Annotated in this window: 15 protein-coding genes and 1 tRNA gene; 7 read left to right on the forward strand and 9 right to left on the reverse strand. The window is 41.5% G+C overall.

Annotation, left to right across the window (positions count from 1 at the left end; translation table 11 throughout):
• Positions 1-80 precede the first annotated feature (80 nt).
• Complete coding sequence (locus tag REC12_RS20585) at positions 81-2,330, forward strand: DEAD/DEAH box helicase (protein ID WP_308897671.1); 2,250 nt, start codon at positions 81-83, stop codon at positions 2,328-2,330.
• A 147-nt stretch (positions 2,331-2,477) separates the two neighbouring features.
• Here the strand turns inward: REC12_RS20585 and rd are convergent, their stop codons facing one another.
• The 4 genes from rd to REC12_RS20605 all read right to left on the reverse strand — a co-directional run bounded on the left by rd (position 2,478) and on the right by REC12_RS20605 (position 6,399).
• Positions 2,478-2,639 (reverse strand): rubredoxin, encoded by a 162-nt coding sequence (gene rd, locus REC12_RS20590; RefSeq protein ID WP_308897672.1) that lies wholly within the window; start codon positions 2,637-2,639, stop codon positions 2,478-2,480.
• An 88-nt stretch (positions 2,640-2,727) separates the two neighbouring features.
• Entirely contained in the window at positions 2,728-3,177 is a 450-nt protein-coding gene (locus REC12_RS20595; protein WP_308897673.1) for a hypothetical protein, read from the reverse strand.
• 474 nt (positions 3,178-3,651) lie between these two features.
• The gene (gene ldhH, locus REC12_RS20600) at positions 3,652-5,820 is read right to left on the reverse strand and encodes an L-lactate dehydrogenase (quinone) large subunit LdhH (RefSeq protein WP_308897674.1); all 2,169 of its coding nucleotides are present in this window, start codon (positions 5,818-5,820) and stop codon (positions 3,652-3,654) included.
• A complete protein-coding gene (locus tag REC12_RS20605; RefSeq protein WP_308897675.1) occupies positions 5,821-6,399 on the reverse strand; it encodes a LutC/YkgG family protein in 579 nt (192 codons plus the stop codon). It abuts the gene before it with no gap.
• A 489-nt stretch (positions 6,400-6,888) separates the two neighbouring features.
• Between REC12_RS20605 and REC12_RS20610 the strand changes: the two genes are divergently transcribed.
• Positions 6,889-6,964 (forward strand) — tRNA-Ala (locus tag REC12_RS20610).
• Positions 6,965-7,127: 163 nt separating this feature from the next.
• Complete coding sequence (locus REC12_RS20615) at positions 7,128-7,667, forward strand: hypothetical protein (protein ID WP_308897676.1); 540 nt, start codon at positions 7,128-7,130, stop codon at positions 7,665-7,667.
• A 203-nt stretch (positions 7,668-7,870) separates the two neighbouring features.
• Here REC12_RS20615 and REC12_RS20620 read toward each other — a convergent pair whose 3' ends face one another.
• The 3 genes from REC12_RS20620 to REC12_RS20630 form a co-directional block, all read right to left on the reverse strand.
• Positions 7,871-8,053 (reverse strand): hypothetical protein, encoded by a 183-nt coding sequence (locus REC12_RS20620; RefSeq protein ID WP_308897677.1) that lies wholly within the window; start codon positions 8,051-8,053, stop codon positions 7,871-7,873.
• 201 nt (positions 8,054-8,254) lie between these two features.
• A complete protein-coding gene (locus tag REC12_RS20625) occupies positions 8,255-8,518 on the reverse strand; it encodes a hypothetical protein (protein WP_308897678.1) in 264 nt (87 codons plus the stop codon).
• 139 nt (positions 8,519-8,657) lie between these two features.
• Positions 8,658-8,834: an aspartyl-phosphate phosphatase Spo0E family protein gene (locus REC12_RS20630; RefSeq protein ID WP_308897733.1), complete on the reverse strand. Its 177-nt coding sequence runs from the start codon at positions 8,832-8,834 to the stop codon at positions 8,658-8,660.
• A gap of 339 nt (positions 8,835-9,173) precedes the next feature.
• On the opposite strand from REC12_RS20630, the gene REC12_RS20635 reads away from it, so the two are divergent.
• The 3 genes from REC12_RS20635 (at position 9,174) to REC12_RS20645 (ending at position 10,902) form a co-directional block, all read left to right on the forward strand.
• A complete protein-coding gene (locus REC12_RS20635) occupies positions 9,174-9,695 on the forward strand; it encodes a helix-turn-helix domain-containing protein (RefSeq protein ID WP_308897679.1) in 522 nt (173 codons plus the stop codon).
• A 119-nt stretch (positions 9,696-9,814) separates the two neighbouring features.
• Positions 9,815-10,594: a tetratricopeptide repeat protein gene (locus tag REC12_RS20640; RefSeq protein WP_308897680.1), complete on the forward strand. Its 780-nt coding sequence runs from the start codon at positions 9,815-9,817 to the stop codon at positions 10,592-10,594.
• A 143-nt stretch (positions 10,595-10,737) separates the two neighbouring features.
• A complete protein-coding gene (locus REC12_RS20645) occupies positions 10,738-10,902 on the forward strand; it encodes a hypothetical protein (RefSeq protein ID WP_308897681.1) in 165 nt (54 codons plus the stop codon).
• A gap of 231 nt (positions 10,903-11,133) precedes the next feature.
• Here REC12_RS20645 and REC12_RS20650 read toward each other — a convergent pair whose 3' ends face one another.
• A complete protein-coding gene (locus REC12_RS20650) occupies positions 11,134-11,586 on the reverse strand; it encodes an N-acetyltransferase (RefSeq protein ID WP_308897682.1) in 453 nt (150 codons plus the stop codon).
• A 277-nt stretch (positions 11,587-11,863) separates the two neighbouring features.
• On the opposite strand from REC12_RS20650, the gene REC12_RS20655 reads away from it, so the two are divergent.
• Entirely contained in the window at positions 11,864-13,273 is a 1,410-nt protein-coding gene (locus REC12_RS20655; protein WP_308897683.1) for a two-component system sensor histidine kinase NtrB, read from the forward strand.
• Here the strand turns inward: REC12_RS20655 and REC12_RS20660 are convergent.
• On the reverse strand, positions 13,251-14,495 hold the full coding sequence (locus tag REC12_RS20660; RefSeq protein WP_308897684.1) for a hypothetical protein: 1,245 nt from the start codon (positions 14,493-14,495) through the stop codon (positions 13,251-13,253). The two genes, REC12_RS20655 and REC12_RS20660, sit on opposite strands and share 23 nt — an antisense overlap.
• Positions 14,496-14,517: the final 22 nt, after the last annotated feature.

Genomic DNA, 14,517 nt, shown 5'->3' on the forward strand with positions numbered 1-14,517 from the left:
ACCATACCTTGCCGAAAGTTGACCATCAATATCCCTTTTGTTAAAATAAGTAAAATCACATCAGAAACGAGCTGACAGATATGTCTGAGCGCACTTATCACGAATATACCCTCGACCCCTTTCAGGAAGAGGCCTTGGAAGCTATCGATGCCGGCAAATCAGTCATTGTTGCGGCACCCACCGGTACCGGTAAAACATTAGTAGCCGATTATCTCATTGAAAAAGCGATGAAAGAGCACCTAAGAGTGATCTATACGGCTCCGATAAAAGCCTTGAGCAATCAAAAATATCGCGATTTTAAAGCCCAGTTCGGGGAAAACTCCGTGGGCATCATGACCGGAGATGTCGTATTAAACCCTACGGCCCCTCTGCTCATCATGACAACTGAAGTTTTCCGCAACCAGGTTATAACTGAAGACCCTAATCTCGAATATGTCTCCCACATCGTCTTTGATGAAATCCATTGGCTCAATGACGAGGAACGGGGAACTGTCTGGGAAGAATCTATTATACTTGCTCCCTCAAAAATGAAGATTCTTGGTCTAAGCGCCACCATCGCCAATGCCCGGCATTTAACAGATTGGATTAAATCCATCCGCCATGAAGATGTCGCCTTAATTGAAGAGGCTAAGCGGATTGTACCTTTAGAGTATTTTTACTATACAAAGGATACCGGACTCGTCGACTACGATCAGTTATGGCGTTATTACCGCCAACAGCTAAAGAATAAAAAAAATGAGGAAAACCCTTTCAGTCCTACATCTCATTTAGACCTTATCCGGGCAATCCAGCGCAATAATCTCCCGGCTCTTTTCTTTGTTTTCAGCCGCAAACAGTGTGCTTTAAAAGCGATGGAATTAGCCGCCATAGCCAATTATCTGAAAACTCCGGAACGGCAGATCGTTGACAATAAATTCTTGCACTACTTTGGCCCGGAATCCGATTGGTTTCCATCGACCCGACAACTAAAACGCTTATGTTCCAAAGGAATTGCTTATCATCACGCCGGGTTGCTCCCATCACAAAAAATGGTTGTCGAGGAATTATTTTTGGAACGGCTTATTAAAGTGCTCTATTGCACCGAAACCTTTAGTGTAGGCATTAATTATCCTGTTAAAGCAGTCTGCTTCGATTCTTTAAATAAGTATGACGGCCGCAATTTTCGGCCGTTAGCTAATCATGAATTTTTCCAGATGTCCGGACGAGCCGGTCGGCGCGGCATTGATAAAAAAGGGTATTCCTTTGCTATCGTGGATCTGGCCTACATGGAAAAGAGCCCTCCTCCCAAATTCCAGCTTAACAAACTTGAGCCTTTAACCAGTCAGTTCCGGCTGACTTACAACACTGTTTTAAATCTTACTTCGACCCTCACTCGCGAACAGATTGAAACCTATTTTCAAAAGAGTTTTGCCGCTTACAGTTACCGCTTGAACTCCGATCAACTTCACGCTGATTTGGCCCGCATTGAGCAAGAGCTTGACGGATACAAAAACGACTTGTGTGAGGAAGTTGAATCATTTAAGTGTCCCATCAAACATCAGCCCAAACAAAAAGAGTTAGAGCGGCTTCGCCGGGCATACAGAGCCTTAGGCCCCCGCAAGCAAACCCGCTCCTATGGACGGGAAATGGCTCGAAAGATTCGCTCGTGGGAAAAGTTATTGGCTAACCCCCCCAAAAATTGTCACTCCCAACAGCTAAATAATTGCCGGAAACAAAGCAAAACCTTTTTTGCTTTAAAGCAGCAGCATAAAGATCTTTTAACTGCCCTTGAAGCCCTGCCTGAAGAGAATGCCTTTCTGCATGAGTATGAATACAAAAAAAACCACCTGCGGCAAATCGGCTATCTGCGCGCCGATGAATTATTGCCCCGGGGAACCTGTGCCAGCCGTATCTATGTCCAAGAAATCCTAGTGACTGAACTAATCTATTCCGACGTTTTTCCTCAGCTTGATGATGACCAGCTTAACGCTTTGCTGTCCAGCATCGATTTTGAAGCTCGGAAAAATGATTATTTTCAACGAACCACGGTCTTCGATTCAACCCCTGTCCTGGAAATCATCGCTTACATCCAAAGTATCTGCGGGGAAGATTCCGTAAGATATGATGCCCGTGTCTCAGGAGTCACCCATGCCTGGAGTCAGGGCAGGCCTTTTGCGGAGGTTCAAGCCATGTGTAATCTCGACGAAGGAGACATTATCAGCGTTTTCCGTCGGACAATCGATCTCCTCCGCCAAATGCGCGACGCCGTCAGTGATTCTGCCTTAAGATCCCGCCTTAAATCTTGCATGGATAAATTAGATCGGGATGAAGCCGCAATTATGGAACTATAATTAATGATTGTCTTAAAACAGCTAGCTGTCGATCAAACACTTTGAACTAAAAGGCAATTATAAAATAACAAGGGGATGAAATAAACCGTTTTATTTCATCCCCTTGTTTGTATTGTCCCTTTGGCCAAATTCCACGAAACCGGTACCTTAATCGGCAGCTTCGAACTCACTTTTACTTACCCCGCAAATCGGGCATACCCAATCATCCGGAATATCCTCAAAAGCAGTTCCGGGTTCTATTCCTGAATCCGGATCTCCAACTTCGGGATCGTAAACATAACCACAGACACTGCAAACATATTTTTTCATTAAAATACCTCCAAGTTTTAATTTGAAAATAAACATTACCATTTTACCATTATTATTTAAAATTCGCTACTAGGATAGAGTTTCTAATCTAAGTCAGGAAGCTTTTATTCAAGTCTATCTTATAATTTTTAGAAACATAGTATAAAAACTCCTCGACGCAATGACAGGGCTCACGGTGATCACAAAATCCCACCTCAAGCTTGCCAATTAAATGATGGTGTAAAATATGGACATTGACATATAAGTGACATGCCCTTTCATTTACCCTTAAATAATGTTTTGCGGCAAAATAGAACAAAGCAAGCAGACCCAGACTTAGCACCATTCCGATGTTGGGGATGACCCAGGGAATGCTTACAATACCTGCTCCGATTGCCAACAATATGAACATTCCGATCATTTCTTGTATCTTAGCACTTTTCCATTCATAATAACGTCTGAGAAATTCATAGAATAGTTGAGCAATGCGTGCCGAGGGTACAGGAAGATTCAGAGGCACTGATGTTTTTGGGAATATGAATTGATAATGTATTCCCAAATTTATCCTCCCTTTCATGTATAATTCCCAGCAATTTGCAGCTTATACTAGTAACTAATATTAATTCTAAACACTATATTCTACTTTTACCTGCAAATTCCTTCCGGCTTAGAAGTTCCCCAAGATCAAATATCTATTCCTCAATAAAGATAAAAACACCCCCTGAGAAATTTCTCCTCAGGGGGCTTCAACTTAACTCCCAGCAATTGCCATACGACCCACTCTGCTTGCAGAGGTGCAATGCTGAGATCTCCTCTCTCAAGTGCTGCAGCATTTGAGAAAAGAATGATTTCCTTTAAAAGATTGATCTGGGAACTGAGGTTTCTTTGTCCCTGCGATTGCGCTCGCTTTCGAGGCCGATACTTAGCCTGTCTTTTCTGGACAATTATCCCTTCCCGGAAAATTATTTCGCGATACAGGCTATAAAATCCTTTGTAAAATAATATGACCTTTTAACAGATTCTGTTGAAGAAACTACTTCTTGCTCTTTTTAGGGGTTTTCTTTCGTTTTTCCCAAAGAAGTTCAGCTGTATGAACCACCTTAATATTAGGATTTCGCTTATCTAAACCACCTGCGATCTGCATTAAGCATCCCGGACAATCAACCGCAACAACGTCAGCACCGGTTGCCTCAATGTTGGCGAGTTTTCGTTCCAGAATGGGTTCCGAAAGCTCTGGAAACTTAATGGAATATGAACCCGCAAAACCGCAGCAACGATCCGCTTCTTTCATTTCTATCAGCTGAATTCCAGCCGTGTCCTTTAATAGTTTTCTCTGTTCAGCGTAAACTCCCATTTTTCGTTTTAAATGACAGGAGTCATGGTACGTTATTTTAAGAGGAATGCCATCTCCCCCGGGGGTTAAGCCACCCAGATCCGAAATCAATTTTGAGAAATCGCTTGATTTCTTGCTCAATTCTGCAGCACGTGCCGCTAAGGCCGGGTCATCATGAACAAGCTCCGGGAAGCTCTCTTTCAAAGCATGGGTACACGTGGGACAAGCACTGACCACATAGTCCGCATTCTCCGCATCAAGTGCTTCAATGTTCATAATTGCCAATTTACGCGCATTCTTACGATCACCCATATAGGTTGCCGGCGCGCCACAGCAAGATTGCCCTTCCGGAAATACAACTTCATAGCCCTTTTCATTAAGAGCGTTTATAACACCTTCACCGATCTTAGGATATACAAAGTCAATTAAACAACCGCCAAAGAAAGCAACCTTTCCTTTTGGCTTTTTAATATCCTGTTTAATGGTTTTAAAGACGTCGCGGAAGGGTACATCCGCAACCGCCGGTAAGCTTTTCTTCTCAGTCATTCCAGATAAAAATAACGGCAAATGACGAATAACGGGTTGACCTTTAGTCAATGGTTTCTGGGCCTTGGAAGCAACGCGCAGTAAAGAATGGAACAAGCGCCGATTTGAGACAACATCCAGAGCGAATTTTTGAGTGAAGGGGAGCCCTTGTTTTTCCCCCATCCGGTTGCGTAATTCCAAAATCATTTCGGGGATATCCAAATTTCCCGGACAAACTTCGGCACACTTTCCACATTGGAGACAAAGGTTTTGCGGGTTTTTAGCATCGTTTTCCGAGTTAAAAAAATTAGTTAAAATAGTGCCAATTCCTCCGGTATAAATATGACCGTAAACATGTCCGCCTACAAGTTGAAATGCCGGACAGACATTAAGGCAGGAGGCACAACGTATACATTGAAACGTCTTTTTAAACTTAGGGTCGTCATACATCTTGCGGCGCCCATTATCCATAAGAATAATATGGAACTCCTTGTCTTTAACCGTTCCATCCGCATAGTAGGCAGGAGTTGGGCCGGTAACCATAGACACATAACTGGTAATCTGCTGTGCTGTCGCACTTCTGGGCAAAGCCTGCAGTATATGAGTCGCATCTTCGAACTTAGGGACAAGTTTTTCTATACCTACAAGGAAAACATGAACCGGAGGCAAAGTGGATGTAAGCCGCGCATTGCCCTCATTTGTCACCATCATTAGAGTACCCGTCTCGGCAATGGCCATATTGGCCCCGGAAATCCCCATATCTGCTTCAAGAAACTTTTTGCGCAGTTCGTTGCGCGCTGTTTTTACAAGCTCAGTAATAACGGGCTGACTTAGCCTATTTAAATGCCCCGAAAAAATATCGGCAACTTCTTCCTTAGTCATATGGATAGCGGGCATAACCATGTGCGATGGGTGTTGACCGGCGAGCTGAAGTATCCACTCTCCCAGATCAGTTTCCTGAACGTCTATTCCTTCAGCCATCAGCGCTTTATTAAGCAAAATTTCTTCAGAAGCCATGGATTTTGATTTAACAATATGTTTAACACCCTGCCGTTTGGCCAATTCCTTAATATAGTTCTTAGCATCTTCTCCCGTAGCGGCCCGATAGACTTTGGCCCCTCTGGCAGTGGCCGCTTTTTCAAATTGCTCAATCATCTCATCGAGATGACTGGCAGCATAGGACTTGACCTTAACGATATTTTCTCGAATCGACGGGAAATCATATCCCTCATAGGCTTTCTCACGAGCTGAACTATAAGCGTCTCCAAAACGCCCTAAAGCCCCTCGGAGAACGTCATTACCGAGAGCCTCGGAAATTTTCTTTTTGAATTCTTTATCTGCCATTTAGGCCACTCCCTCTCCCTGTGTGTCAACGAAAACAACGATAAGCTGTTTGGGGCCATGAACGCCGATCGTTAAAACTCGTTCAATATCAGACGTTCTGCTAGGTCCTGTGATAAAACCCACAAACCCAGGAATTTTAGGCAGCTGATGAATTGTTGACATTGTTTCGGCTAAACTTGGCAGGAGTGCCGAAGTCCTAACTACTGCAACATGAATGGGGACAAGGGTAGAACACAAACGCTGATCGACATTAGCGTCTTCATCCGCCTGTACCAAAGTGCCCAATTCAGCTATCGCATAGGAAACCTGGGTGATCCCGGCATGAGCATCCGGCGTAACTTCTCGAAAACGGTCACACAGGACATCTATCCCGCTAGACTTTAATTGTTGTGTAAAATTCCCTTTCCTGGAGATTTCCCCTTCCAAAAGGGCGACATTCTGAACACCTTTTTCTTTTAAAACCTCTCCAATAAGTTTTCCCGCTTCGTCTTCCGTTTTAACGCGGTAACATTCTCCCGACACAGCTTCCAATTTCACCTTAAATCTTTCATATAGCTCAGCAAAACGAGCATTTGCCATAGAGGCATCCTCCTCAAAAATAGTATCAATTCTCTCTCTTAACTCTCTTTGGGCAAAAGAAGGAATCTTTGTGGTCAGACCATCATACCATTATTGTAGATTATCTTTTGGCAAAATACAATATGTTTTGGTCAAAAATTGCAAATATTATGATTAAGGTTACTTTTAACTATTTCCCTTAATCTGCCCTACAAAACCTTACAAAGATACAGCAATTTCCCGCTGAAAATCCAAATCCATTTGAGTATACATAATTTTAATGTCCCAAACTTAAATCTTCTCTAAATTACAGATTGATTTTCGACAAAGTTTACGTTATGTTTAAAGCAGTAAGCCCTGTAGACTTCACTCTCTGGACTTGCGCAGGTGAGGATTTCCGGACGCGGAAATCCTCTGAACCATTTTAGGGGAAATACAAAATAATTTTTAATAATATCTCACATAAAGTGCTTGCAATTTTTGCCCTTTGGATTATAATAAATAATTATTGGGGGTATAGCTCAGCTGGGAGAGCGCTAGATTCGCATTTTAGAGGCCAGCGGTTCGATCCCGCTTACCTCCACCATAATGGAAGTACAAGAATCCTTGTTAGACAAGGATTCTTTTCTTTTCTTAAAAGGGTTGCTGCGCCTATAATTCTTCCTCCCATTAAACCAATGGAATTAATTGTATTGGTTATATTTTAATTCTAGCGATTATACTATAAAAAATCGTGAGGAGGAATTAACATGCTTGAAACCATAAAATTTTTTATTAGCTTAGCGAAAAAAATGCCTCGAATCAAAGATTCCGTAGTCTTAGGATTATTCTGCGGTTTATTAGGCACTCTTCCCATGGACATCATTGATTTTCTCTTTTGGAAATCGGGTAAACATGAAATGCTCTATGGGCATTTGGCAGGCTCAATGATTTTCCAGCCAATAAGAATGCGCCGAAGAGAAAATTTTCTTATCGGTCATGTTATGCACCTCCTCACAGGATCTGCTTTTGGCTTTCTAATTACAGAATTTTTAAAGAAAACCGGAAAAGACCACCATCTTATTAAAGGTTCATTTATCGGCATGTTAGGTTGGATGACACTTTATGAGTTTGGCCAGCGTGTTAAATGGTTTACTCTTAAAGCCCATAGATCAGCTACATTTTATACGGCTTTTTTAATGAATATCATTTACGGAATGACGACAGCTCAGGCTATTGTCTCTTTAGCCCACCCCTCGGTTTTCGCCAATAACGTCAAAGCGGAGAGTACCCAACCAGAAGTATCATAGCCTTCAAAATTAAACCCCTAATTGAGAACAAGACCTTAGCCTTAAGGACGAATTACAAATAAAAAGCCATATTCCCCATCATTTCGCCTTTTGGGCTTTTTTAATGAGTGAAAATACGGCTTTTCGTTCTTTTATGGACCATGCTATGAGGACACAATATCTATTTAATCTTTTCAGAGGTTTGCTTAATAGCCTTCGTCAAGTTAATATAATAATTCTAAGTCGACCATACGCTTTATGCATTCATAAAATTTCTTATTTTTCTCGTCTATATCCAACTCGATACGTTTATTATTCTTTGCTATTACCTCTGCTATACTTTCTGCATCCACTACTTTTCCAGACAATAACTTTTCAATTTCTTCCATAGATAAACCAAAGCTCATATTATCCCCCCTTTGAATTGTTCTATTCTTCAATGATGATAATATTCCCTTTGGGACAAACATTAGTGTTTTTGATTATTACCTTATTTCCTTGATTCATTACGACCTTGGTAACACCAAGATAACTATATGGATATTTTCGAACGAAACCATTAGTGCGGAAAACCTGACTCCGGGATAATCGCCGGTTTTTTAGGCGCATTATAATAAAAATACAAACATATTATTATCATCGCCATTGCTTATAAGAAATTCCTGCCCTTGTAAAAAATCCCTGAGTTTTGCATTAAGAATATCAAACCAATTCGATTTGCTGACATCTTCAAACGTAATTTCAATGACGGGAAAGCGTTTATCTACATCGTCTATCCTAGTAATTCCGTTTCTTAACTCCACAGTCTGCATATTGAGATCATTAATGAGCAACATTGTCACAAAATCTCGGATCAATGATGGGGTCCTCATTTTATCCACTTCACCTTTCTAATCAATCTTAAACATGCCGGCCAAAACCTGCATGCAGATATCTTTTGGACTTAACCTAAAGTGATATACGAAAATCATTTGCTATAACTTTGCTATAATTATGTTAGCAATGAAATCCTCATCTTTCAAGCCGGAACTTTTCCGATTGTTTCATGAGCATTTCTTGGTACTGATCTAAAACCAGATCCAGCTCCTGGCTGGCAGCTATAACTTCCGGGTCCGTATAAGATCTCCCCTCTTTTATCTTAATCATGTTTAAGCGTAATTCTTCTATCCGCTTGATTAGCTTCATCATCTCTGATTCAGACAAACTACTCCTCCGTTCACAGGGAAACAATGGCTTACCGCCATGCGGCAAGCCATTGTTTCTTTTAGCTCTGATATCCGTATAATTAATAAGTTATCAACCAAAATAATTGACATGCTCTCGAAAATATTCTAATGTAGGTACAGAAAACAAGACAAGCAAAGTCGTTGGGGAACGATTTCTTAAGCTAGTCTATACTATTCCTGTTCTTTTGGTCGCATTTGTGAATACCAGAGCTGTTAGAGTAATAATAACCGAAAATTTTCTAACAGTCAATATTTAAATTTGAAATTTTTCGGATGCTATTACCCGTTTAAGGAGAAATAAATGATGTCTATCTTAGAAAATATTCAGGAGCTCTGTAAGAAACACAAGCTTTCTATTCCAAAGCTCGAAAAAGAAATCGGCTTAGGAAACAGTTCCATTTATAAATGGAGTACATGTTCACCAACCGTTGATAAACTACAAAAGGTTGCATTATTTTTCAACGTATCGATAGACGATCTAATGAGGCAAACCAATACCCAGCAAAACCTTTACCTAAAAGAAGACAATCATACCAAAAGATATGTTATAAAAAGCCGAACCAGCAAAAGTGGGAACAACCAGACAGGAAAAAAGACCGACATAAACACTAACCCCAAGAATTTTGATCCCAATAGCGAACAAGACATAGCCAAGGTTTTAGAAAGAATGCTCATTAATCTTGAAAGTAGTAAGACAGTTACTTTTCTGGGTGTTCCTTTAGACAATGATACCAGAGAACTTGTGCGCATTTCCCTTGAGCACTCAATGAGGCTTGCTGTGCAGTTGACCAAAAGAAAGTTCATTGAACAAAACCAGGAATAAGAAATTTATAGCAGCAGGGTTTGGAGGTAAATTCCTCCCAACCCTGCTATCTTCTTTTTTACAGAGGGCATGGTCTATTTGCCTGAAAGCTGTCGTACTATATAAGAAGGGGGTGGGAAATGCAGAGTGTACAAGTTGACTTAGAAATACTTTACGTTCAAAAACTCTACTTTTTTATGTTCCTCTTGACCTTAACGCTTTGGGCCTCTGTTTTCACCTTCTGGAAGTTTGGATTACAAGTTGGGCTGCTCGCACTGGCAAGCGGCTTAATCATATCGTATATCGCCATGACTAAGAAGAAAACCTTCGCTCCCCCTGAAAAAAAAATCACAGCCCGCCGCATGGCCCATACTATTTCACAAGGCATCAGCCCATTGTCTCTTTCCCGTTTCGCCAGTCAGCTCTACTACTATTTTCACGAACCAAGTCAGGCAATCTCACTTCTGGAAAAATTTCTTCCTTGTCACGACCCGCTGCTTTGCATTACTCTTTGTGACATTCTCCTCAAAGAAGGAAACACCAAGCGAGCGTTATACACGATTCGCGAAAATCCTCATTCCCTGATAAACCCGCTTATGCTTGCCACACAAGGAATTGTCCTCCAGAAAATAGGCCAAATCCCTGAAGCAATTAAAATGTTGGAACGCAGTTTAAACTCAGCAAAACAAAATAAATTTCCAGATAACGGTGAAAATTGGCTTACAAGAAAACTCCTAATTTGGGGATATACTGCCAGTATACACCATGCTTTGGCTGATTGTTACATGATCATGAAAAAACCTACGGAAGCAAAACGGCATTATTGGGCAGGAAACTTATTGTTATTTGATGTGTCCCTCTGGCGTTATTCCCAATCTAAAGTTATTCATTCCGCAGAAAACTACAACAATTCTCTTTAATTCTTCATTCTTTCTATTTAAAATCAGTATTAAGCTCCCTATTGCAACACAATTTTCAATTATATTTTTTTATAATAAAAAGAGACTAGCGATTATGGCAAATTGAGACAATACTAATCAAGTTTTCGAATGGAGGGTGAAAAATGCTGTCAACTCATGAGGATGATATTCTAGGATTTATACGCGAATTCGAGGTTTCCTCACGTGAATATCTTCAATCCAAAGGATTAAGTGAATCTGAGATGACCAACGCCTATCTGGACTTTCAATGGAATTTTTTGCGAACGATCCTTCAGCAACACTCATAGCCGAAGGAACAACCTTTAATAATAGTTCCTTTAGAACCATTCATCCAAATTCTACTTAGAGTAGAAAAGCCTTAATCACCTATAATCTAAAAACTGAAACCCCAGCGCCCGCTCTGAGCGATGGGGTTTCAGTTTTTAGTTCAGAAAGCATAACTTTGTTAATACCTGCTCACTGCATAAAAGCGGCTTACAGCTTCTGCTCCCGCAAGCTCGGCATAGGCCAAGTTTTCTTTATAAGACATGACTAACGGCTATTTCGTCGCAATTAGGAAATTTAATGCAATTGATGCATTCCGTCCAGACTTTTTGAGGCATTTGATCTTTACTGATCTCTTCATAGCCGCAAAATCTAAAAAATTCCCGCTGATACGTCAAAGCAAACACTCTGGAACAGCCTAATTCTCTGGCCTCTTCTTCCAAAGCTTTTACGATCTTAGTGCCTATCCCCTTTCTTTTCTGCTCATTAGAAACCGCCAAGGCGCGTATTTCAGCTAAATCACTCCATAAAATATGAAGTGAGGCGACTCCAACTATTTGTTCATCCTCTTCTGCCAACATAAACTCACGAATATTCTCATAGAGCATATTCCTCGATCGCGGAAGCATCAGCCCTAATTCGGCATTACTATTAATTAACGACATCATTTCTTCCACATCGGCTATCTTTGCCTTACGCAGTATCATGGCTGTGTCCCCTTTCTTCCTTCGTATAATTATACAATATATATTATATTTTTTCATCCTAAAATTCAAAGCAAACCAAGCCGGATTTAATCCGGGCTGAATTTGTCGAATATTTCTTTCTATGCTTCCATGTAACTATGTTTATATTTAGGGGGTTTTTTGCCACTTACCAACAAATCTTACCAGCGAAAGGATCTCCTTATTCTTACAATTTTCTACGCCGGGTTATGATACACTATTCCAGGGTCGATTGTTAATTCTGGAAGGAGATTTTATTGTGTTTTTCCTTCAATTTCGCACACTTCATCGCTATACTGCCTTATTAATCCTATCATTCCTTCTTATACTAAACATCTTAATTATTTCAACAGTTTCGCTGAACATTGTTATCGATTCTGTTCTTGTTCTTCTGCCCTTTGCCGGAATTATTTTATGGTTTAATCTTTGGCGGATGTCCTGGGGTAAACTGTGGATTCTGGCCGCAACCCTGCTTCTGGTTTTTGCCCTGGTTTATTATAAGATTCCTTCCCTTCAACTGTATCTAGCCCATGTCTTTTTTTTGATTTTTATGCTCGGCATCATGTTTCTCTATGATCGGGACCAGCTTCAGCAAAAAAGGCTCCATCAACGCCATCTCAAGGCAATACAAGTTCTGCTCCACCAGAAAACTTCAATAATGCCAATTGTCGACTATACCCGAGAAGCGATAATGATCCTTGATAATTCAGGAACTATTTTAGAATCGAATCATCTTATTAATCTGCTTTTAATGCTGCCCGAGTCTTCCTTAGTCGGTCATTCAATTTCTGAAATTCTGGGCATTCTGCCCAACCCAACCACTATTCGAGAGTGCGGTGAGTTCGCCTGGAAAACCCCTACGGAAGAGACAAAGCATTTGCGCTTTCAAACGCAGCCCCTGCTTGATCAGGACAGGCCATACGGAATACTTTTAACACTCTTTGACATTAGCGAAGAAAAAAAACGCTCGGAAGCGTCTGTCCAATATGCCAAACTCTCTATTATTAATCAAGTATCCGCAGGCTTGGCCCACGAAATCCGCAACCCTCTGACGACAATCAAAGGATTCATGCAATTAATTACACCCGACCAATGGCCTGAATCATTTCGTCCATATCAACAACTATTGCTTGATGAGATTCAAACCATTGATCAAATCCTTAATAAATTCATTTTGCTGACAAGCCCCTCGGCTCCCCAGCTAAAACTTATAAACATTACGGAAGTTCTCCGGAGCATAGCTCAAACAATTGAACCCTGCGGCCAACCTGAAGGAGTTACAGTTGTTCTCGATCTCAAGTTAGAGCCGGTATATGTTTTGGGAGATCAGGAACAACTTGCTGAAGCCTTACTTTCTTTATTAAACAATGCTATCGAAGCTTCTCCCCAGGGCGGAACAGTGATCCTTCGTCTCACTGTTGACGAGCAAAACGTCAGAATCAGCGTCATCGACAATGGGCACGGGATTCCGGAAAACCTTCGCCAGCGCGTACTTGACCCATTCTTCACACAAAAGGAAGGTACTGGGCTGGGACTTACTATTGCCCAGAGAATCGTACTCGCTCATCACGGCAAATTGCATTTTAAAGATTCTTCTCAACTCCGCGGGACAGAGGTAATGATTGATTTGCCCCGTTTGGAAAATTTCACAAGTAGTCTCTCGGCATAAGCGACTGGTTAAAGGGAGCACGACTGTTGAGTTCGTATATCCCTTTTTCTTTCCAGTTTTCCGGGAGAGTCCAAATCGGGAAATTATCCATATTGTTAATCCAACAGTACCATCGTCTAAGTTCATCCTCCAGGCCAAGTGTTGTCAGCCAATGTATCCGCCCATCCCAAACTAAGGAATTTCCTGATTCGTCCTTAGCATAAGCTAAGAGAAGACTTCGCTCCAAAACACTCGATAAAATGATACTTCGCGCCGCTTTCATAAGTGGTTTTTCAAAAATCGGGCAAATAACACTCAATTGTCCATTCCCCTGAAAATAATACCATTGTTCTAACTCCAGCAAAGAATTTTCACTGCGGTCTTTAGGCTGCCAAGGCCAAGGCCAAGGGCTTCCCCAAAGGGATTTTAACACACCCTCCCCTTGATGAAGCCATAAGGCAAGCAGGTCCTGGGAACGAAGATTTCCTTGATTCTCAAGTGCTTCCAGGTAATCTATAACGCTGTGGACAGTCATGCAAAATTCTTGATTTAAGGACCCGGAAGCGTCCACCCACCCCTGCTTTTGCCATTTGGCAAGCAGATCCTGATCTTTCAGCCACTTTAGTTTGGTACCCAACTCAAATTTCTTGCCGTTGCGGCGAACTTCCGCGATCTCGAAGTTTCCCCACAGAAAGGCAATATGCTGTTGTCTAAATTCCACATGGATTCTTCGCTTGCTTAATTCGCTAAAAAATTTATTGACAATCATTAATTGCTGGCGGGTAACCGGATTTAAGCCTTGACCCCACCGTATCCAGTCCGGGCGCTCTTCTCCTATGGAATATCGCGGCTGGATATTATGACGTTCCTCCGGTACCAGGTAGAGGCTGGGAGTGAGCTTTTCACGCCAGTAAACCGCCCTGGCCGAAATACTGCCGCCAATTTTAGAAATGCTTTTCAAGAATGCCATAGAAAAATCAGGGGCAACATAATAAATAATTGTCTTGGCTCCATTACTGAGCCTATTTCCCCACAATACCCCTGCCAGTAAAAATTCTTCCTCACGCAAAATTGAAGAACTGGCAATAAGGCCAACTCTTAACGTCGTTTCTCCGCCCATAAAGTAAGCGTATTGGGTTGGGAGACGATTTGCTTTCTTCTTGTCTTCAGGGCATTCCACCCAATTCTGCGCAATAAACACCTCTGGATGAGCTTCCCAGATCGTATGCCAGGTGATACTCACGATGAACCTCCCTTAGCTTTTC

Source organism: Candidatus Desulfosporosinus nitrosoreducens, from assembly GCF_030954495.1.
In the GTDB taxonomy this organism is placed as follows: Bacteria; Bacillota; Desulfitobacteriia; order Desulfitobacteriales; family Desulfitobacteriaceae; genus Desulfosporosinus; species Desulfosporosinus nitrosoreducens.

What these genes read in the sequence shown, in the direction of transcription:
- rd (WP_308897672.1), bottom strand. Translation starts at nt 2,639, where the DNA reads ATGAAAAAATATGTTTGCAGTGTCTGTGGTTATGTTTACGATCCCGAA.
- REC12_RS20630 (WP_308897733.1), bottom strand. Translation starts at nt 8,834, where the DNA reads ATGATGAAGCTAATCAAGCGGATAGAAGAATTACGCTTAAACATGATT.
- REC12_RS20625 (WP_308897678.1), bottom strand. Translation starts at nt 8,518, where the DNA reads ATGAGGACCCCATCATTGATCCGAGATTTTGTGACAATGTTGCTCATT.
- REC12_RS20605 (WP_308897675.1), bottom strand. Translation starts at nt 6,399, where the DNA reads ATGGCAAATGCTCGTTTTGCTGAGCTATATGAAAGATTTAAGGTGAAA.
- REC12_RS20645 (WP_308897681.1), top strand. Translation starts at nt 10,738, where the DNA reads ATGCTGTCAACTCATGAGGATGATATTCTAGGATTTATACGCGAATTC.
- REC12_RS20620 (WP_308897677.1), bottom strand. Translation starts at nt 8,053, where the DNA reads ATGAGCTTTGGTTTATCTATGGAAGAAATTGAAAAGTTATTGTCTGGA.
- REC12_RS20650 (WP_308897682.1), bottom strand. Translation starts at nt 11,586, where the DNA reads ATGATACTGCGTAAGGCAAAGATAGCCGATGTGGAAGAAATGATGTCG.
- REC12_RS20640 (WP_308897680.1), top strand. Translation starts at nt 9,815, where the DNA reads ATGCAGAGTGTACAAGTTGACTTAGAAATACTTTACGTTCAAAAACTC.
- REC12_RS20615 (WP_308897676.1), top strand. Translation starts at nt 7,128, where the DNA reads ATGCTTGAAACCATAAAATTTTTTATTAGCTTAGCGAAAAAAATGCCT.
- ldhH (WP_308897674.1), bottom strand. Translation starts at nt 5,820, where the DNA reads ATGGCAGATAAAGAATTCAAAAAGAAAATTTCCGAGGCTCTCGGTAAT.
- REC12_RS20585 (WP_308897671.1), top strand. Translation starts at nt 81, where the DNA reads ATGTCTGAGCGCACTTATCACGAATATACCCTCGACCCCTTTCAGGAA.
- REC12_RS20635 (WP_308897679.1), top strand. Translation starts at nt 9,174, where the DNA reads ATGATGTCTATCTTAGAAAATATTCAGGAGCTCTGTAAGAAACACAAG.